Raw genomic sequence first — 17,571 nt, 5'->3', positions numbered from 1 at the left:
AGCGAATATAAAGGTTCTGAATATAAAAGCAAATTTAATAATCAACTTCAGAAAGGTGTAGCACTTGAGTCTAGAGTTTTTAACTCGTTATCTCAATCTGCTACATCTTTCTTTTTTGGGTTAAATTTCAACCTAGCTTTCTTCATGATTTCTTTGTAATTCAAAAGCCAAAAATATGCTGAAACCCTCACAAATTGTTCTAAATTAGCTCTAAATTAAAGCAAGCAATTCTGGCTGCATCATTGACTTACATTTAGAATAATGTCATGACTCTGTAGTTTAGCTAGGACTTATACATGCCTGTCGATAGGCTCAGTATTCACAACATTATTGATGGCTACGCACAAGGTCACTTTCTCATGGCAGAGTGTGAGGGGGAGCCTTTGGAATGGTACTACACCGATCACCGCACATTGATTCCCCTCGACCAGCGCTTTCATTGTCCAAAATCTCTGCGGCGCGCGATTAATCAAAATTGGTTTGAAGTAAAAATTAATACTGCCTTCGATCGCGTAGTTGAGGGATGCGCCGATCGCCATACCACTTGGATTTCCACCGAACTCAAGCAGATCTACCACGATCTCAACCAAGCAGGCTTTGCCTATAGCTTTGAGACTTGGCAGGGGGAGCAGTTGGCAGGGGGGATTTTAGGCATTGCGATCGCGGGAGCCTTTATCGGCGAGTCGATGTTTTATCGCATTCCCGAAGGCTCAAAAGTTGCCATGGTCAAGTTGGTCGAACATTTGCGATCGCGGGGTTTTGTTTTATTTGACGCTCAAATGATGAATCCTCATCTAGAGCGGTTTGGTGCCTATGAAATTGATGACGAGCAGTACCAACAGCTTTTACAGGTTGCCCTGCGCCAAAATTGCTCCATGCTTTGAGTCCCCTCAGGAACTATTATTTGCCACTTGGATCTTTACCTAAAGCATCCACCTGCTCTGGTATCTTTGGGACGAATTGCAGATTTGCTAGATCTGAAGCCTCTAGGTTTTGCAGTAAATCCTTGAGTTTTATTCGATAAATATAAGGCCAACCGCCATTGGCTTCGATGTTTCTGAGCAGATCGAACAGAGCATGGCGGCTATCGGGCATGGCGGGTTGAAATAAGTCATTACAGATCTGACTATGTAAACTTTCTAGAACCCGCAAAATCTCTAAAAGTTGAACGGCATTCCCCTCATGCTTTTGAGCCAAGGATTTGATTCGATCGGCGATCGCCTCTAGTTCTCCAGAGTCACTTTTAACGACCTCTTGATTTTGCTTTTTCGTTTGCTCCAAGCAAGTACCCTCAATTGCACGGTAATATGATGAATGGAATTTTGCAGTAAAGTTTTTGTACGCTTAACGCTAGGGTCAGTTTAAAGCGACAATAACTTATATCAATGATTTATTTCAGTTTTACTTACGGGTTAAACAAGAGGTTATTTATGAGGTTTCGCACTTTTACTAAAGTGATTTTAGCTTTGTGTATCAGCTTAGCAACTTTCGTTTCAGGGATCGTGTTTACAGATGGTGCGATCGCCGGCACTAATCTTCCCCTGACCTACGATCAGATTAGAGGAACTGGTCTGGCAAATACTTGTCCAGATGTTTTCAGCAGTTCGCGCAGTCGTAGCATTATTCCAATCCCCAAGGGTGGAAGCGTGCAGATCACCAATATGTGTTTACAGCCAACCTCATTTTTTGTTAAAGAGGAATCTAATAATAAGCGCAAAGAGGCTGAGTTTGTCGCAGCTAAGTTGATGACTCGCGCAACTTCTAGTCTTGACTATGTCAAGGCAGAGGTTAAGCTCAACGATGACGGCAGCTTGACTTTAACAGAAAAAGAGGGCATGGACTACCAGCCCATCACCGTGCAAATGCCTGGTGGTGAGAGAGTGGCAATTTTGTTCTCGATTAAAGGTTTCACAGCAACTACTCGCCCAGGTTTTACTGGAATTAGTACCTCTACTGACTTTGAGGGTGAAACAGACGTACCTACCTATCGTGGTGCGAACTTTATCGATCCTAAAGGTCGCGGTCTTGCTATTGGTTATGATGCTGCTGAAGCACTACCTGGTAAACGCGATAGCTATTCTAAGAGCACAAAAGATGACAGGACTTCTAAAGGAAAAATTTCTCTCCAAATTGCCAAACTCAACAGCGAAACTGGTGAAATTGCTGGCACATTTGAGTGCGAACAATTTTCTGGTACAGATTTAGGCGCGATCGAAGCCAAAGAAGTCATTATCCGTGGCATCTTTTACGCAAATATCAGCTAGTTTTGCTTTTTCGTAAGCTTTTTTAAACTTAATTGCTCCTGCCTTGAAACTATCGATGTAACAGGCGGGAGCATTTTTATGCAATTCCGAGCTGGTGGGCAAACATCTCAGCAATTTGAGCCGAGCCACCTGGATCGCCAACCCGTTCCAACCCATTCTGGATACATTGTTGTAAGTATTCAGCGTTCCCTAAAGTCTGTTTGACCTGTTTAGCTGTTTCTATCAAGTCTTGAGATGTCGCTGGTGCTTTGCCAATCGTCTGCACCGATCGCCCCAACAAGCGCATCTGAGCCTCTGCAAACCGATAGGTAAACTGAGGCCCTTCCCCCACGATTTGAATTACAGGTTTACCCAATCCCACAGCCTGCTCGACGGCAGTGCCAGCCATCCCAATTACGAGATCGGATTTTTGCAGAATTGTGGCAAATGCATCGCAGTGGCAGTTGACGATCGCATCCTGTTGGGCATGGTAGAGCCGTCCATTTTCTTGATATTGCCAGCCTTTCTGTAATGCTACGGTTTGTAAAGGTGAACATGCCTCTACTCGATTCGACTCAACTCCTTGCTGGGGTAACATCATGTTTGGCGTCAAGGCAGCTTGAAACTGTACGGAATGAGGTGCAAATTCACGGGAAATTTCAATCGCCAGATCTAATAACAAGCCAAAATTACGGACAGATTCGGGTAAGCGACTACCAGGCAATAAAGCGATCGTCGGCAATTGCGGCACTAGTCCTAAATTTTTGCCCGTGGGCTCAAGCACATCCATGATGGGATAGCCAGCAAATAGGGCTTTGGAAATACCCCGCTGATTTAGCTGTTGGGCGCTAAAGGCGTCTCGGGTGAAGATGACTTGGCATTGACGAGATCGCAGCAATTGCATGGTCAAAAAAGGCAAACTGACGCGATTTTCGTAATAGCTCGACGACGACACGATAAAGGCAGCATAGGGGCAACCCGTGAGACGAGCGATCGCCAAAGGCACAATATCGCCAGCGGCAAAGATCAGATCGCAAGTACGACCATAGGCACGCGCGGCTTGAATTTGTTGCCAAGTTAGCCCTAGCAAACCCGATCGCAGGTCAGAAAGTAATTTACGATTGTCCATATAGACAAACCCCCCAGAGGGCAGCGATCGCGTCGGCGCAATAATAGGGACATCAAGACGAAGATAGGAATTCCCCTCTCCCACAATTGGCAAAGCCGCAACTTCAACCTCTGGGTATTTTTGCTGAAAGGCTTTTAAAACTAAGCTGGCATTTAGATCTTCTCCATGCCCATTACTGAGAAATAACACTCTTTTTGTCATGGATAGCCAATTTGTCCGTTGTCAGGCATTTGTTGCCAATTCTTTTACTAAATTTTCGGTGAATTTTTTATTGTCCTTTGTTCGCGATCGATTGCAAATGGATTTTTTCAGTTATGGATATTCCTCATAGATAGCTTAACTGCCAACTGATAACTGTCAACTGACCTCGCTTCACCAAGATCGCGTTTGCTAGTATATTAAGGATTAATAATAAATATAACTTTAAACAAAATTTGTTTTTATATACCACTGGCACAAATGCTTTAGAAGAGGCATTCCCAGAGGAGGAAAAAAAGCCCGAACAGGTTAGAGAGCATCTTTTACCCGAAGAAAGCATCAACTTGTCCAGTGCTTCTTTGTCCTCACTGACGGGGGTAACCACTGACGGTTTGCCTTTACTTCCCTTCCCGCCCGCATCGACGCTCGCTCAGCCCCGATCGCAAAGTTCGCGATCGCTGCATTGGAAGGCTTGGCTGGCAACTGTTTTTTTGGTATCTGCACCCGTCTTTTTTGAAGCTCCCCTCGTGCGTTTTGCACCTTGGTTGAGTATTGTGCTGACGGTGGGCTGGTTATCGATTAGTCGCCAACTGCGAGAAAATCCCAAAAATCAACTATGGGGTAGTTTGCTATGGGGCTTTAGTCTTACTTGGTTTTGCGGCGCAATCTATTGGGGATGGCTGCGATCGGAACCTTCTTGGCATTTACCCATCGAAGCGATCGCCTTGCCTTGGGCAATTTGGGCAGTCAGTCAAACACCCAATCAATCGCAATATCGCATTGGCGGCTGGTTTTATATCGGTTCGCTTTTTGGCACGGGTGTCACCGATCTATATTTCTATCTGGTTAACTTGTTTCCCCATTGGCGGGCGATTATGCAGGTCGAGACCGACCCCGCACAGGTGCAATCAATTTTTCAAAGTGCCTTATCTCAAGTACAAACAAGTTGGGGCATGGGTTGGGCACTTGGCTTGGCAGCGGTTTTACTCTTGTTAGGTAGTCGCGCCATGCGTTCCAAGCAGGTTTGCTATTGGGCATTTGCGGGTGCTGTATTTGGTACTATTTTTGTCGATCTGCTCTTTGCGTTCTTGGCATATTTCGCTTAGTTATAAATAAACTCAATCGGTTACAGCTAAGATAATAGGGTCGCTCTTACTCAAATTCTCAGCGATCTATTATTGCCGTGAGAAATCTGGGTTTTAGAGAAAATTCATGTTTAAGGCTATTCTTAAAGCTTTAGCTACTTGTCAAAAAAGTTAGCTATGTTTCTTAATCACTTGCAGTATTGGTAGGTTGCCTAGAGATTAATTGAGGGGATAGAGAGATTCGTGAATGATACGGAAGCAGCTTTACAGACACAACCCTATCTCGCGTTGCACGGTGCTCGTGGTATTAAGCACATCCCACTAGTAAACGCTAGTGCGTGGAAATTAGGACGCGATCGCGAAAATGATATTCCTCTATCAGACAAATGTGCCTCACGCAGTCATGCCATGGTGCAAATTATTGGGCAAGGATCTTACTACCTGATCGATCTGGGTAGTCGTAACGGTTCGTTTTTGAATGGGCGGCGGGTGACCATCCCTGTAAGTTTAAAAAATGGCGATCGGATCACACTAGGGGAAACCAATCTCGAATTTTTTTGCCCTGAAACCAATACAGCACCCAACGAAGATGGGCTGGTTCAAGAGCAAAATACTGACACCGTGATGCTGCACAGCCGCCGCTTGATCACAGTGGTAGTAATTGATATTCGCAATTTCACAAAGTTAACCCAGCAGTTAGACGAACATATCCTGTCGGAAGTAATCGGGACATGGTTTCGTAAAGCAGGGGAAATTATCAACCACTACGGCAGTTGGGTAGATAAGTACATCGGCGATGCTGTGATGGCAGTTTGGATTCACACCACAAGCCCTGGAACCGATCAAGTACCTACCAAAGAAATGCTTAAAGCCTTTCAGGCACTGCATGCGTTGTTTGACATGAGCAATCAGCTCAATAGTGAATTTGACCTACCCTTTACCCTACGCGTAGGAGCAGGCATGAATACAGGCTATGCCATGGTGGGGCAGATGGGAACCAGCGAACACCCTGACTATACGGCACTCGGCGATACGGTAAATGCAGCTTTTCGTTTAGAGTCTGCCACCAAAGAACTAGGCTTAGATGTCGCCTTGGGTGAGAAAACCTATGCCCACACGCCCTATGCGGCAGTTTTGCTTCCCTTTAAACAGCAAATTGTTAACCTCAAGGGATATGACAATCCCACCTTGACCTATGCAGGTACGTTTGAAGATTTAGCGCAATTTCTGCATAAGATTACACCTCAAGAGTAAATTGTGGGTATCTTGTTACAATACCCTCGTACCTAAATTTGACCGTTACACTTGTAATGCTGAGTCGATCGACTCAGATGTGTTAGCCAGATCCCGATCGCAAAGTTTGCAATCTGGATTGAGTATTTAGAATGCGCACATGGGGTTGAGCAAGCAATTGTGAACTTTAACCTATGGAACTTTCCTCACAGCCTCACCTAAAAATTCACTATGCGGATGGCGATCTAACATTTCCACTCGTCAATGCTACCTCATGGACATTTGGAAGAGGCGAAGAAAACACCGTAGTTTTAAAAGACAAATGGGCTTCGCGAAACCATGCCGTCATCCAAATTATGGAGTCGGGCAATTTTTACTTAATCGATCTGGGAAGCCTGAATGGCTCGTTTGTGAACGATCGCCGCGTCAGTATTCCCATTGTGTTGCAAAGTGGCGATCGGATCACGCTGGGCATGACTGATATGGAATTGGTCTGCCCTCCCAATCGCCCCTCACCCGATGTTACGGCGGGGGCAAAACAGCGATCGACGATTATGCTGCACCAACGCCGCATGATCTCTGTGCTGGTGATCGATATTCGCAATTTCACTAAATTAACGCGCCAATTAGAGGAACAAGTACTTTCGCAGGTGATTGGAACTTGGTTCGGTAAAGCAGGGCAAATTATTAAGCAGTATGGCAGTGGAGTAGATAAATATATTGGCGATGCTGTGATGGCGGTCTGGGTGCATAACACCATACGCGGCACTGACAAGGTCGTACCCCAAGAAATGTTGCGCGTGTTTCAAGCACTTCACGCGCTCTATAAGGTCAGCGATCAGCTAAACCACCAATTCGATCTGCCTTTTCCTTTGCGTTTTGGGGCGGGAGTGAATACGGGCAATGCGATTGTGGGACAAATGGGTGCAGGCGATCGCCCAGAGTACACTGCCCTCGGCGATACGGTAAACGCTGCGTTTCGGTTGGAATCTGCTACGAAGGAATTGGGTTTAGATATTGCCTTGGGTGAAACGACTTTCGAGCAATCTCCCCAAGCAATGGCTCTATTACCTTTTCAGCAGCATTCCGTTATGCTCAAGGGCTATGATGCGGCGACCACGACCTATGCAGGTACGTTTGCCCAGTTAGAGAGCTTTTTAGAGAAAGTGCAAGGACAAGTCGATAGCTCAACTGGAGAATAACCGTTTGTGCGGTAACAGGCAATTAGCGAATCTGTTCTTGCTCGTTTCTATATGTTGAGCTTCGAGTTCTGAAACTCTAAGACTTTGGAATATAAAGTTGCTACCGATTCTTGCCCAAAAAGCTCATCTTTAAGTTTTAGATAATCTCCACTTCCAAAATTACAAGCCGACCAGAATCGCCCAACCTTCGATGGTTCCATATTAGCTAACAGAATACGGAATCCTTCCTGTAAAACTTGTTGTTCATTTTTCACTTGGATCGTCATTGTTTATCTCCAAAACAAAATCGACTGGGTTTATCACTTTCAACGCCAGACTCGAACACCGATTAATCAGCCGCTTATCACAAGTGACGAGATAGTCACTACTGATTGCTTCAGCACAAGCAACGTGCAATGCATCAACTGCTTTGAGTCCATTATGCTCTAATTGCTCGGCTCTTTGTCGGATGGCTTCATCTACTATTTGTCTCGCACTAGCCATCTGAAGATAGCGATTCATGGCTTCTTGCTTGATGGGATAGGGATTGCGACTATTTTCGTATTCTAGTACTGAAGAACTGACTAAATCGACGATCCCTGTCTCTACCATTTGTAAAATTATCACGACTGCTTGCAGTTCTAGGAAGATTTTGGGCTGGGTTTGATCGTCGAATGGGCGATTATAAGCACTCGTGTCTAGATATACTTTTATCATGCAGTTGCATAGAGAAAATCCAGCCTATTGTATCTCTCTGATTGCATACTGATTTGTCGAGTCGAATATTTACAAGAACTAGGTAAGGCTTATAATAGGTATCTCCCGCCTAAAAATGCCCTTATTATACAGAGTATCGCTTGAGAACAAAAAAGAAGGGTTGGGGTAAGTTTTTAAAATCCATAATTCCCAATACAGTGTTTTTATCCACTTTTCTAAACGAGTCAGCGATCGGTAAATAATCGTAGAGCATCGTGGCACTGACTTTCCCGCGATATTCCATCATTCGCAGTCTGGCTTGACTTCTTTCTGTCTTTAGGAGGGAATTTGTCAGCGTAAGTAAAGGTTTTAGAAAGTCGTTTTTGAGAAACGGCATTTTCAATACCCAATTCATCGCAGTGGGATTGGGTGCAACTTTAATTACCTTTCCCTGTCCATCTAAAAACAATAATGGATGCACGTTCTCAGGATCGATAAATTCCTTTCCATACCAATTGGATGCTTCCAGTAAGCCATCCATTGGATGAGATGTATGCAGTCCAGAACCTTGCCAACGACCGAGCATAAAGTCTAGATTTACAGGTTCTAAAGTGTCAAACAACTGTAAAGCCTTTTCGGTTGTGGCTTTCCCATCTGTAAGGAGCGACGGGTAGCCTGCTAATATTTCCATTGTTTTCTGCTGGTTAAGGGGGTATTTTAAAAATATCAGTTCAAGTGCCAATAATTAACAAGTCTTTGTTTTGCAGGTTGGATTGAGATAAGAAACCAATCCTACGGAACTGATGTATGGAGTCACAACCTAGAAAAGTCGAGCTTTATCAAGATGCAAATGGCAATTATCCTTTTGATGAGTGGCTCGAGGGACTTCGCGATCGCACGGCAAGGGTTAAAGTTCAAGCAAGGTTAGCACGTTTATCGCTAGGGAACTTTGGCGATTCTAAGTTCGTGGGTGAGGGGGTATATGAACTTAGAATCAATTATGGCGGCGGTTACCGCATATATTTTGGGCAGGTTGGGGCTAGAGTTATACTGTTATTGTGTGGTGGTGATAAAAGCTCTCAAGATCGAGATATTCAAACGGCTAAGTCTTATTGGAGGGACTATGCAAAGCGTAAAGGCACAGGTTTCTAAAAGTTACGAAGTCTTTTTAATTGATTCACTCAAAGATCCTGAAGAAGCCGCAGCTTATGTTACTGCCATTTTGGAAGAAAAAGATCCTGAGCCTGAGTTATTGCCTCTATGTTTAAGTCACGTTGCGGCAGCATTGGGAAATGAGAAGGATTGCCAATGGGTGAAAGATTTTAGCGCGAATAATAAATCTCAGGCTGTGTACGAGTTGGCTGAGTGGTTGAATGGGTTGGGATTACAGTTAACTGTAACAACTAAGTAATACTCGCTAAGGAATGTTGGAAAGATTATGCAATGCGTGAAAGCTCCAACGAGTAGAGATTATCAAGAGCATCTAATTAACTCTCTCCAAGATCCTGAAAGAGCGGCTGGCTATATCACAGCAATTTTGGAGGAAGAAAATCCTGAGCCTGAGTTATTACCTGCGGCACTTGATGATGTGGCTTTGGCAATGGGAGATGAAAGCGATCGCCAATGGGTAAAAGATTTTGGCGCGAATAATAAATCTCAGGTTGTGTATGAGTTGGCGGAGTGGCTATGTGCATTGGGATTGCAGTTAACAGTGCAAATCAAACAGAAACAACAATAAGAAGTCGATCGTGAAGTTTAAAGTTATTCTGGAACCAAGCGAGGAACACCTCTAAGCACTGGTGGCTCGATCGCATATTTCATGGCTGAGATCGGGAGCATTGTCATAGCGCAAGATTAACCTCTGGATTTCATGGGAACTGCGGTGAATTGTTCCAGTTTCATCGCCTTGAATGTCAGGATAGGAAGCTTTGAGATTGGGAATGGTGGAACTGAGGACGTTATGACTGCCAACATAGGCAAATTTACGATCGCAGACAAAATACTTGCTATGTCCGCCTGTGAGCTTTAGCTGCAAGCGATCGGGATATCTCTTTTGCAACTGAAAGAGTTTGTTCATGGCACTATAGCGATGTTGTCCCTCGCGGGAGAATGTGAAGTTACCATGGCTGTCTTGCTTGATGACATTACCGATGTCGTATTGATAGCCCCAACCAATATTGATTTGTACGTCGCGATCGAGGGCGTAGTTGAGTCGCAACATTAAATCGTTATCGATGCCGTAATTGCTTGCCCAAGGACATTTGATGATGATGCGTTCTTTGGCTTCTTCGAGAGTTTTGAATAGAAGAAAGCGACCTCCTGACTTCCCAAATACAATCTCTGTTTCTAATTGGGGTTGAAGGATTCCTAATCTTTCTAGAAATAGCTCAGGTGGCAGATTGTATTTATCGATCATGGTTTCGGCTTGAGCGAGCAGTTGATAGAGATCTTTGATATCGGCGCTGTTTTGGTGCATGGTAGTTTCCCCTAGTCTTTCCAAATAATTTCTAGCTGCATGCCTTTGGTTGACTTGCTTGATTTGGGTCGTGGTAAACGATGACGCGATCGCTTGGGTTTGCATTGTTCGATAGGGATTGGCTTGAAATTTGGCAGGTAGCTACTTTGAAATACTTGCATGACTTTTTGTTCGTAATCTTTATGCAATTCATATTGCTGTATTCCCCTATGTGTAACAATCCCAGAAAAAGTCTAGTTAACTAGAACAATTTTTCCAGTTGGCGATTATTTGAGTATGTAGTTAGACTAGGTATAGTTTTTGCCTAGATCATTTTCTAGTCCAAACAATGACAGAAATAAAACGTTGGAATGATTTTCTCCAGACCATAGCTGTAAGGCTGGGGATAGATAAACAGCCCAAAAATTTCTTTGAGGCTCGTTTTACTCTGGAAAATCTAAACATTACGGATGATGAGTTTATTGAATGGCTAAGATCTGAGGAAGCTCAAAAAAATCATCCTCGTATTTATTCCTGTGACAAAGGAAATTACGCAAAGCAAATGACTGCTGTATATGCTAGTGCGGGAAAAGAATGTTCTGAACTTAAAAATCCCAAAAATGTAAATGACAAAAAAAATATTTTGGGTGCTTGGCTAAAAAATCAATATATTCAATGGATCGAAGAACAAAAAAAAGAGTATGGAAATAGCTCTAGACATCAACAGACTAGCCAGAATTGGCATGAAATTTGTTATGACAAGTTAGAGCATTGGAGGAAGCGGAATATCGATCTGTTTATAGGGAATAATCGCCTAAATTTCGACAACATCGATCGAACATTTGTTCCTTTGGGGTTATGGAAAAAATTAAAGAAGGAAGATCCGCAAGCTAAAAATACCGATCGACAACAAAATCCGCAAGTTGAACGGTATGAAATTACTCAAAAATTTGAATGCCAACAAGATTTTCTCGATAAGATTATTCATCGTGGTTCGGCAGGTACAAGTTCTAAGGAAAAAGGGCAAAAATTAGCAATTATTGGTGAAACTGGATCGGGGAAAACTACACTTCTATTGCAAATTGGGTTTGCACTGCTCAAACAGCCCGAAAATACTGTGATTTGGATTTCATTAAAAGAAGTTAGAGATAGAAAGATATCCATCTGGGAATACATTTTGGATGATTGGCTCAAAGGTTCTGAAGTATCCAATAATGAATGGAAACAAGAATTTGAGAACAAGCTTAGGGATAGTTGTGTTTGGTTACTATTAGATGGGCTTGAAGATATACCTGACAGAATATATAGCGTTATTGGGCAGTTTGATGAATGGATAAATAAGCCCAAAATAGCTTTAACTTGTCGTAAAAGTCGATGGGATTCAGATAAAACAGATTTTGAAATTTTTGAATATGATATTTATGAATGTCTTGGCTATAATTCTGATCAGCCTAGTAATTTTATAGATGCTTGGTTTGGTGATGATTCAGAATCTGCGAACCTTCTCAAGTTAGAACTTCAACAAGCTACTAGACATCGCATTAACGACCTAATTAAATATCCACTTTACCTATCATTGCTTTGCTCCATTTATGAAAAATCCGAATTAAATTTTGCTTTTGCTACAACTAAAGCAGAATTATTCGATCAATTTATTAAAAGACTGTACAAACGGAAGATTACAAAAGATCGATTTGATGCGGATTTAGTTAAGTCTTTAGGAGAGTTGGCAATAAAAGCAATAGATACTCAAGGTCAATTAACGGATATTGAAGTCAAGGAAAAGTTAGGTGACAGGCTTGAAAAAGCTCTCGGACTCGGATGGCTAAAGCCAATAGATGAGCATGAAGAACTTTATGATTTTCTTCATGATTCATTTAAAGAGTATTTTGCTGCTTTAGCGATCAATGATTGGGATTTCTTTTTACCGAAAGAGCACATCGATAAACCATTAAAAGATAATTTTGGAGAATATAGAAAATATCGAATTTTTGACGAGATTTGGAGAGACGTAATAATAATATGGATAGGTAGATTAAATATAGATTGTGTTCAAAAAAAACTATTTTTTAGCTCACTATCAAGTTTTAGAAGTGGATGTATAACGAGCTTTACATGGAAGGCAAAGTTTCTTTATATAACACTATTAGCGGAGTATAACAATATTGAAAATATCGATGAAATTTGTAATCATGTAATAGAATTTCTGTTTTATGAGCCTAAAGTAAGCTTTGAAAATAAAAATAAAATATGGGTTTTAAGTAATGATATTGCAAGGGATGGAATTCGGATAATTCAACAATCGAAATCAATTCATTTAGTGAAGTGTATCGAAATAATCCTTGCGAAAGAAGAAAAAATACGTAAAAAATGCGATCTAGCAAAAACTCTACTTGAAATCGATCCTAACAACAAAATATCTATAGATATCCTAACTGAAATCATCACATCCGAAACATTGACAACAGATAGGTTCAGGAGAGCCACTGCTCAATATGTAGTTGACAAGAAATTCAATATCCCAGAAGCACAGCTTTATGTAAAACGTACCGAGAATAAAATCAAGGAAATAGTTAGTGCTCTTTCAGAGCATTTTATTAAATGCGGGCAAAATTTGATCGATACAGTAGATTCCATACATAGAAATGCATCTCAAATACCTTTGCCAAGTGAACCAACCAGAATAATGGATCTGCTTTATAAAATCTATCGATCTTATGAGGAAAATGAAGTTGACACTTCTTCCTATGCGTTGTTCGTGGAAACTGCAATTCTAAATAAGATCGTAAGAGTTGGAATCGGAAATATTGAAATAGTTAATTCAATAATTGATTTGATCTCAATTAGGGGTGCGGATGTATGGGGAAGTTTCGTAGATAAAAATTATAGTAATTATATTGATATTTTAAAAATTATAGTTATTCCAAAAAATTATTTTGAAGTCATATCTTTGGTTAAAGAAAAAATAATTCAGTTATTTATGATTCTTGGTAATGAGAACGAAGAAAAAAATTCGTTTAATAAAAATCATAATTGTTATGAGGATTTGTGGAGTATTTTATTATTTTTTATGAAAGATATGAAATATCCGCTAGTTTATGAAGCTTGGAATGGAAAATTTGATGACTGCCAAAAACTAGAAAGTTATTTGATAGATTGCACTTCAGTACAAGAATACCTTGATCGCTTTTCTACTTATCCCAAAATACACTGTTTAGTTATCAACATTACCCATCTTGAAAACGAAATAGATCGAAATTTACTTTCAAAAAGAATCTGGAATGGCTTGCAAAAGCATTTCCCTGATTCCAATCTTCCAAGAGTGAATGATATCGGCGATCTAGAGTACGAACTGAATCAACGGCAAAAGCAACAAGGGAAAAAACTAGCGATCGCTTTATATTGCCGAGAGGAAACTGAAGCGATCGCGCAGCTATGCCGACAAATAGCGATCTCCTCCATCCATATCCGTTCTTTCCCAAAAGTACAAACTACCGATCAACTTATCGCACAGATTCAAGCTTGGCTTTCTGAAACCTTTATCTAGCGAGAAAAACATAATGACAGCATCAATAATTGCACCAATTACCGCACTATCCAAAAATATTCCACTAGATGGCGCGATCGCGCTCGAACTTCAAGATGGAATAATGATATTCCGCGCATCCCATAACATCCAAGAACGTATCGAGAACCTACTCGACAAACGCGAAGAAACCCCACTCACAGAAACAGAAGAACAAGAACTAGATGATTATGCCGCGATCGATGATTATCTCAGCTTTGTCAATCGTATGATTCGCAACAACTTTATCCTCGAATCTACCAACAAAACTCTGCCAGAAATTCAACATGGCGCGTAACTTACCTGAAACACTCAAAGCCCAGATTCGTCAACGTGCTGAAGGCTTATGCGAATACTGTCATGCCGTAGAAAAATGGCAATTTGTTTGCTTCACAATCGATCATATTCTGCCAAAATCACAAGGTGGGACAGATAGCCTTGATAACCTTGCCCTTGCTTGCTTTCATTGCAATCGTAAGAAATATACTAAAAACAGCGCCATCGACCCAGATACAGGCATAGAAACGGCTCTTTTTAATCCGCGTCGCGATCGCTGGCAAGACCATTTTGCGTGGGCTAATGACAAACTGTATTTACTGGGAATCACCCCAACAGGTAGAGCAACAGTCAATGCTTTAGAGTGTAATCGAGATCGGCTAATTAGCATTCGTGTTGCAGATATAGCTATCAATCGTCATCCACCTGAAAACGACCCAATACAATCCTTGATTTGATTAGGAGATACTATGAACACCAAAGAAGCGATCGCCCGTGAAATTGAGCAAGTTCCAGAACCATTATTAGAGCAAGTATTAGAATTTCTACTATCTCTCAAGTCCAAATACTTACAAGAAAAAACAGAGATTAGCATTATGAGCGAATCATCCTTAGCAAAAGACTGGCTTAGCCCAGAGGAAGACGAAGCATGGCAAGACCTGTAGGAAGTTTACATTGCCGATATTCCCGATCTTAAATTATGCTCAGCAATTAAGGCTACCCTAGAGGTTCGGCAACACGCACTCTCAACCGATCCTCGAATAAATCTAGACAGCATAAGATATTGCATATACGCATTCTAGAAACAGAGGGTAGAGTATGCAGCCAACCAACCCAAATCAATTTACCGAAAAAGCATGGGCAGCGATCGTGCGCACCCCTGACTTAGTTAAAGCTGCGCAGCAGCAACAAATCGAGAGCGAGCATTTAATGAAATCGCTCCTAGAGGATGAGGGGTTGGCTGCCAGTATTTTTAATCGAGCCAATGTCAGCGTCCAAAAATTACGCGATCGCACCGAAGAGTTTATTAACCGACAGGCAAAAGTTTCAGGTAGCAACACTTCAGTCTATTTGGGGCGCAGCTTAGATACCCTCTTAGACCGTGCCGAACAAGAACGAAAAAGCTTTAAAGATGACTTTATTTCGATCGAGCATCTCGTATTGGCTTATTGCAAAGACGATCGCTTTGGCAAGGCTTTACTGCAAGAAGTCGGGCTCGACGAATCCAAACTACGCAACGTGATTACACAAATTCGGGGGAAGCAAACTGTGACCGACCAAACACCAGAAAATAAATACGAATCGCTCTTGAAATATGGGCGCGATCTGACCGAGTTAGCTAGGGAAGGAAAACTCGATCCTGTGATTGGTCGCGACGATGAAATCCGCCGCACTATTCAAATTTTGTCAAGACGCACCAAAAACAACCCCGTCTTAATTGGCGAGCCGGGGGTGGGTAAAACCGCGATCGCCGAAGGACTTGCCCAAAGAATTCTCAGTGGGGATGTACCAGAGTCTCTACGCGATCGCAAACTGATTGCCCTCGATATGGGCGGTTTAATTGCAGGCGCAAAGTACAGAGGTGAATTTGAGGAACGCCTCAAAGCCGTGCTCAAAGAAGTGATGGAATCACAAGGACAAATTGTTCTGTTTATTGACGAAATTCACACGGTCGTGGGGGCGGGTGCGACCCAAGGCGCGATGGATGCGGGCAATCTACTTAAACCGATGCTAGCAAGGGGTGAACTGCGCTGTATTGGCGCAACCACCCTAGATGAGTATCGCAAATACATTGAAAAAGATGCAGCACTAGAACGTCGATTCCAACAAGTTTTTATCGATCAGCCCAGTGTCGAAGATACGGTGTCGATTTTACGCGGACTCAAAGAACGTTATGAAGTGCATCATGGCGTCAGAATTGCTGACAGTGCTTTGGTGGCAGCGGCAGTGCTCTCGACGCGTTATATCAGCGATCGCTTCTTACCAGACAAAGCGATCGACTTGGTGGATGAGGCAGCGGCAAAGCTCAAAATGGAAATCACCTCCAAACCTGAGGATCTAGATGAAATTGACCGTAAGATTTTGCAACTGGAAATGGAACGTCTTTCGCTCAAAAAAGAAACCGATCCCGAGTCGAAGGAACGCTTAGAGAAGCTCAGCAAGGAACTAGCCGATCTGAAATCCGAGCAGTCTACCCTGACGGCGCAGTGGCAATCTGAGAAGGGTGTGATTGACAATATCCGTAAAGTTAAAGAAGCGATCGATCACATTAATCTTGAGATTCAACAAGCAGAACGCGATTACGATCTCAATCGAGCCGCCGAGCTTAAATATGGCAAACTTACAGATTTGCAACGTCAACTGGTAGAAGCAGAAGCGCGCTTAACTGAAACCCAAACCTCGGGGCGATCGCTTCTGCGAGAAGAAGTTACGGAAGCAGATATTGCTGAAATCATCTCAAAATGGACAGGCATCCCTGTCAGTAAACTGGTGGAATCTGAGAAGGAAAAGCTACTATACCTCGAAGACGAACTACATAAGCGTGTCATCGGTCAATCTGAGGCGGTAACTGCGGTATCTGATGCGATTCAGCGTTCCCGTGCGGGGTTAGCCGACCCCAATCGCCCGATCGCTTCCTTTATCTTTTTAGGCCCAACGGGTGTAGGTAAGACTGAGCTAGCCAAGGCTCTTGCTGCCTATATGTTCGACACCGAAGAGGCGATGGTTCGGATTGACATGTCAGAATATATGGAGAAACATAGCGTTTCGCGCTTGGTGGGAGCCCCTCCAGGCTATGTCGGTTATGAAGAAGGCGGTCAACTGACGGAGGCAATTCGTCGTCGCCCCTATGCGGTGATTCTCTTTGATGAAATCGAAAAAGCGCACCCCGACGTGTTTAATATCATGCTGCAAATCCTTGACGATGGTCGCGTCACCGATTCTCAAGGGCGCACGGTAGATTTCAAAAATGCTGTGATTATTATGACCAGTAATATTGGTTCCCAATTCATTCTGGATATTGCTGGCGATGACACCCGATATAACGAAATGAGCGATCGCGTCATGGAGGTGATGCGTACCAGTTTCCGTCCTGAGTTTCTCAATCGCATTGATGAGATTATTATCTTCCATGCCTTGCGACGTGAGGAATTGCGCCAAATTGTCAAACTTCAGGTCAAACGCCTAGAGAAACGTCTGACCGAACGCAGAATGTCCCTTAAAATCTCTGATGCTGCCTTAGATTTCATCGCTGAGGTTGGCTACGACCCCGTATATGGCGCCCGTCCGCTCAAGCGGATTATTCAACGTCAACTCGAAACGCAGCTTGCCAAGTCGATGCTGCGCGGTGAGTTTGTCGATGGCGACATCATTTTCGTAGATATCGAAAACGAACGCTTAGCATTCAAGAAACTCCCTGCGGAATTGCTAATTACTCAGGGCAGCTAAATCAGCCTCGAACCTATGATTAAACTCAACGTGAAAACCCCACCGAACGACGATCGACCAAAT

General features: G+C 42.7%; 18 protein-coding genes. 13 read left to right on the top strand and 5 right to left on the bottom strand.

All coding sequences use genetic code 11. The annotated features are described in order from the left end of the window. Nucleotides 1–296 precede the first annotated feature (296 nt). Complete coding sequence (aat, locus tag ACP2WE_RS06900; RefSeq protein WP_425214850.1) at nt 297–884, top strand: leucyl/phenylalanyl-tRNA--protein transferase; 588 nt, start codon at nt 297–299, stop codon at nt 882–884. Between the two features lie 16 nt (nt 885–900). On the opposite strand, the gene ACP2WE_RS06895 is transcribed toward aat, so the two are convergent. Next, nucleotides 901–1,281, bottom strand: a complete 381-nt coding sequence (locus ACP2WE_RS06895; RefSeq protein WP_425214849.1) for a hypothetical protein — start codon at nt 1,279–1,281, stop codon at nt 901–903. A 149-nt stretch (nt 1,282–1,430) separates the two neighbouring features. Between ACP2WE_RS06895 and psbO the strand changes: the two genes are divergently transcribed. After that, nucleotides 1,431–2,264, top strand: coding sequence for a photosystem II manganese-stabilizing polypeptide (gene psbO, locus ACP2WE_RS06890; protein WP_425214848.1), 834 nt, complete (start codon nt 1,431–1,433; stop codon nt 2,262–2,264). 76 nt (nt 2,265–2,340) lie between these two features. Here the strand turns inward: psbO and ACP2WE_RS06885 are convergent, their stop codons facing one another. Continuing rightward, nucleotides 2,341–3,573: a lipid-A-disaccharide synthase-related protein gene (locus ACP2WE_RS06885; protein ID WP_425214847.1), complete on the bottom strand. Its 1,233-nt coding sequence runs from the start codon at nt 3,571–3,573 to the stop codon at nt 2,341–2,343. 233 nt (nt 3,574–3,806) lie between these two features. Between ACP2WE_RS06885 and ACP2WE_RS06880 the strand changes: the two genes are divergently transcribed. The 3 genes from ACP2WE_RS06880 (at nt 3,807) to ACP2WE_RS06870 (ending at nt 7,090) form a co-directional block, all read left to right on the top strand. Beyond that, a complete protein-coding gene (locus tag ACP2WE_RS06880; RefSeq protein WP_425214846.1) occupies nt 3,807–4,676 on the top strand; it encodes a DUF3120 domain-containing protein in 870 nt (289 codons plus the stop codon). Between the two features lie 222 nt (nt 4,677–4,898). After that, a complete protein-coding gene (locus ACP2WE_RS06875; protein ID WP_425214845.1) occupies nt 4,899–5,909 on the top strand; it encodes an adenylate/guanylate cyclase domain-containing protein in 1,011 nt (336 codons plus the stop codon). 173 nt (nt 5,910–6,082) lie between these two features. Next, a complete protein-coding gene (locus tag ACP2WE_RS06870; RefSeq protein ID WP_425214844.1) occupies nt 6,083–7,090 on the top strand; it encodes an FHA domain-containing protein in 1,008 nt (335 codons plus the stop codon). A gap of 243 nt (nt 7,091–7,333) precedes the next feature. Here ACP2WE_RS06870 and ACP2WE_RS06865 read toward each other — a convergent pair whose 3' ends face one another. After that, nucleotides 7,334–7,786 carry a PIN domain-containing protein gene (locus tag ACP2WE_RS06865; protein WP_425214843.1) on the bottom strand — a complete coding sequence of 151 codons (453 nt, stop codon included), beginning with the start codon at nt 7,784–7,786 and terminating at the stop codon, nt 7,334–7,336. Between the two features lie 124 nt (nt 7,787–7,910). Beyond that, a complete protein-coding gene (locus ACP2WE_RS06860; RefSeq protein ID WP_425214842.1) occupies nt 7,911–8,456 on the bottom strand; it encodes a DUF4334 domain-containing protein in 546 nt (181 codons plus the stop codon). A gap of 116 nt (nt 8,457–8,572) precedes the next feature. On the opposite strand from ACP2WE_RS06860, the gene ACP2WE_RS06855 reads away from it, so the two are divergent. The 3 genes from ACP2WE_RS06855 to ACP2WE_RS06845 are packed head-to-tail and all read left to right on the top strand — an operon-like array spanning nt 8,573 to nt 9,503. Then, complete coding sequence (locus tag ACP2WE_RS06855; RefSeq protein ID WP_425214841.1) at nt 8,573–8,917, top strand: type II toxin-antitoxin system RelE/ParE family toxin; 345 nt, start codon at nt 8,573–8,575, stop codon at nt 8,915–8,917. Next, complete coding sequence (locus tag ACP2WE_RS06850; protein WP_425214840.1) at nt 8,889–9,176, top strand: helix-turn-helix domain-containing transcriptional regulator; 288 nt, start codon at nt 8,889–8,891, stop codon at nt 9,174–9,176. The genes ACP2WE_RS06855 and ACP2WE_RS06850 overlap by 29 nt, the downstream gene beginning before the upstream one ends. A gap of 27 nt (nt 9,177–9,203) precedes the next feature. Next, nucleotides 9,204–9,503 carry a hypothetical protein gene (locus tag ACP2WE_RS06845; RefSeq protein WP_425214839.1) on the top strand — a complete coding sequence of 100 codons (300 nt, stop codon included), beginning with the start codon at nt 9,204–9,206 and terminating at the stop codon, nt 9,501–9,503. 51 nt (nt 9,504–9,554) lie between these two features. Here ACP2WE_RS06845 and ACP2WE_RS06840 read toward each other — a convergent pair whose 3' ends face one another. Continuing rightward, nucleotides 9,555–10,241, bottom strand: a complete 687-nt coding sequence (locus ACP2WE_RS06840) for a phospholipase D-like domain-containing protein (RefSeq protein ID WP_425214838.1) — start codon at nt 10,239–10,241, stop codon at nt 9,555–9,557. Between the two features lie 328 nt (nt 10,242–10,569). On the opposite strand from ACP2WE_RS06840, the gene ACP2WE_RS06835 reads away from it, so the two are divergent. From ACP2WE_RS06835 to clpB, 5 genes are all read left to right on the top strand, one after another. Beyond that, nucleotides 10,570–13,767 (top strand): NACHT domain-containing protein, encoded by a 3,198-nt coding sequence (locus ACP2WE_RS06835; RefSeq protein ID WP_425214837.1) that lies wholly within the window; start codon nt 10,570–10,572, stop codon nt 13,765–13,767. A gap of 13 nt (nt 13,768–13,780) precedes the next feature. Beyond that, a complete protein-coding gene (locus tag ACP2WE_RS06830; RefSeq protein ID WP_425214836.1) occupies nt 13,781–14,083 on the top strand; it encodes a hypothetical protein in 303 nt (100 codons plus the stop codon). Continuing rightward, nucleotides 14,073–14,519, top strand: a complete 447-nt coding sequence (locus ACP2WE_RS06825; protein WP_425214835.1) for an HNH endonuclease — start codon at nt 14,073–14,075, stop codon at nt 14,517–14,519. The genes ACP2WE_RS06830 and ACP2WE_RS06825 overlap by 11 nt, the downstream gene beginning before the upstream one ends. A gap of 12 nt (nt 14,520–14,531) precedes the next feature. Next, nucleotides 14,532–14,726, top strand: coding sequence for a hypothetical protein (locus ACP2WE_RS06820; RefSeq protein ID WP_330485664.1), 195 nt, complete (start codon nt 14,532–14,534; stop codon nt 14,724–14,726). A gap of 154 nt (nt 14,727–14,880) precedes the next feature. Continuing rightward, nucleotides 14,881–17,508, top strand: a complete 2,628-nt coding sequence (gene clpB, locus ACP2WE_RS06815; protein ID WP_425214834.1) for an ATP-dependent chaperone ClpB — start codon at nt 14,881–14,883, stop codon at nt 17,506–17,508. Nucleotides 17,509–17,571 lie beyond the last annotated feature (63 nt).

This window comes from Tumidithrix helvetica PCC 7403, from assembly GCF_965232925.1.
Classification (GTDB): domain Bacteria; phylum Cyanobacteriota; class Cyanobacteriia; order Pseudanabaenales; family Pseudanabaenaceae; genus Tumidithrix; species Tumidithrix helvetica.
The sequence above is the reverse complement of the archived record's forward strand: the minus strand, read 5'-3'. Positions and strand labels throughout refer to the sequence as shown.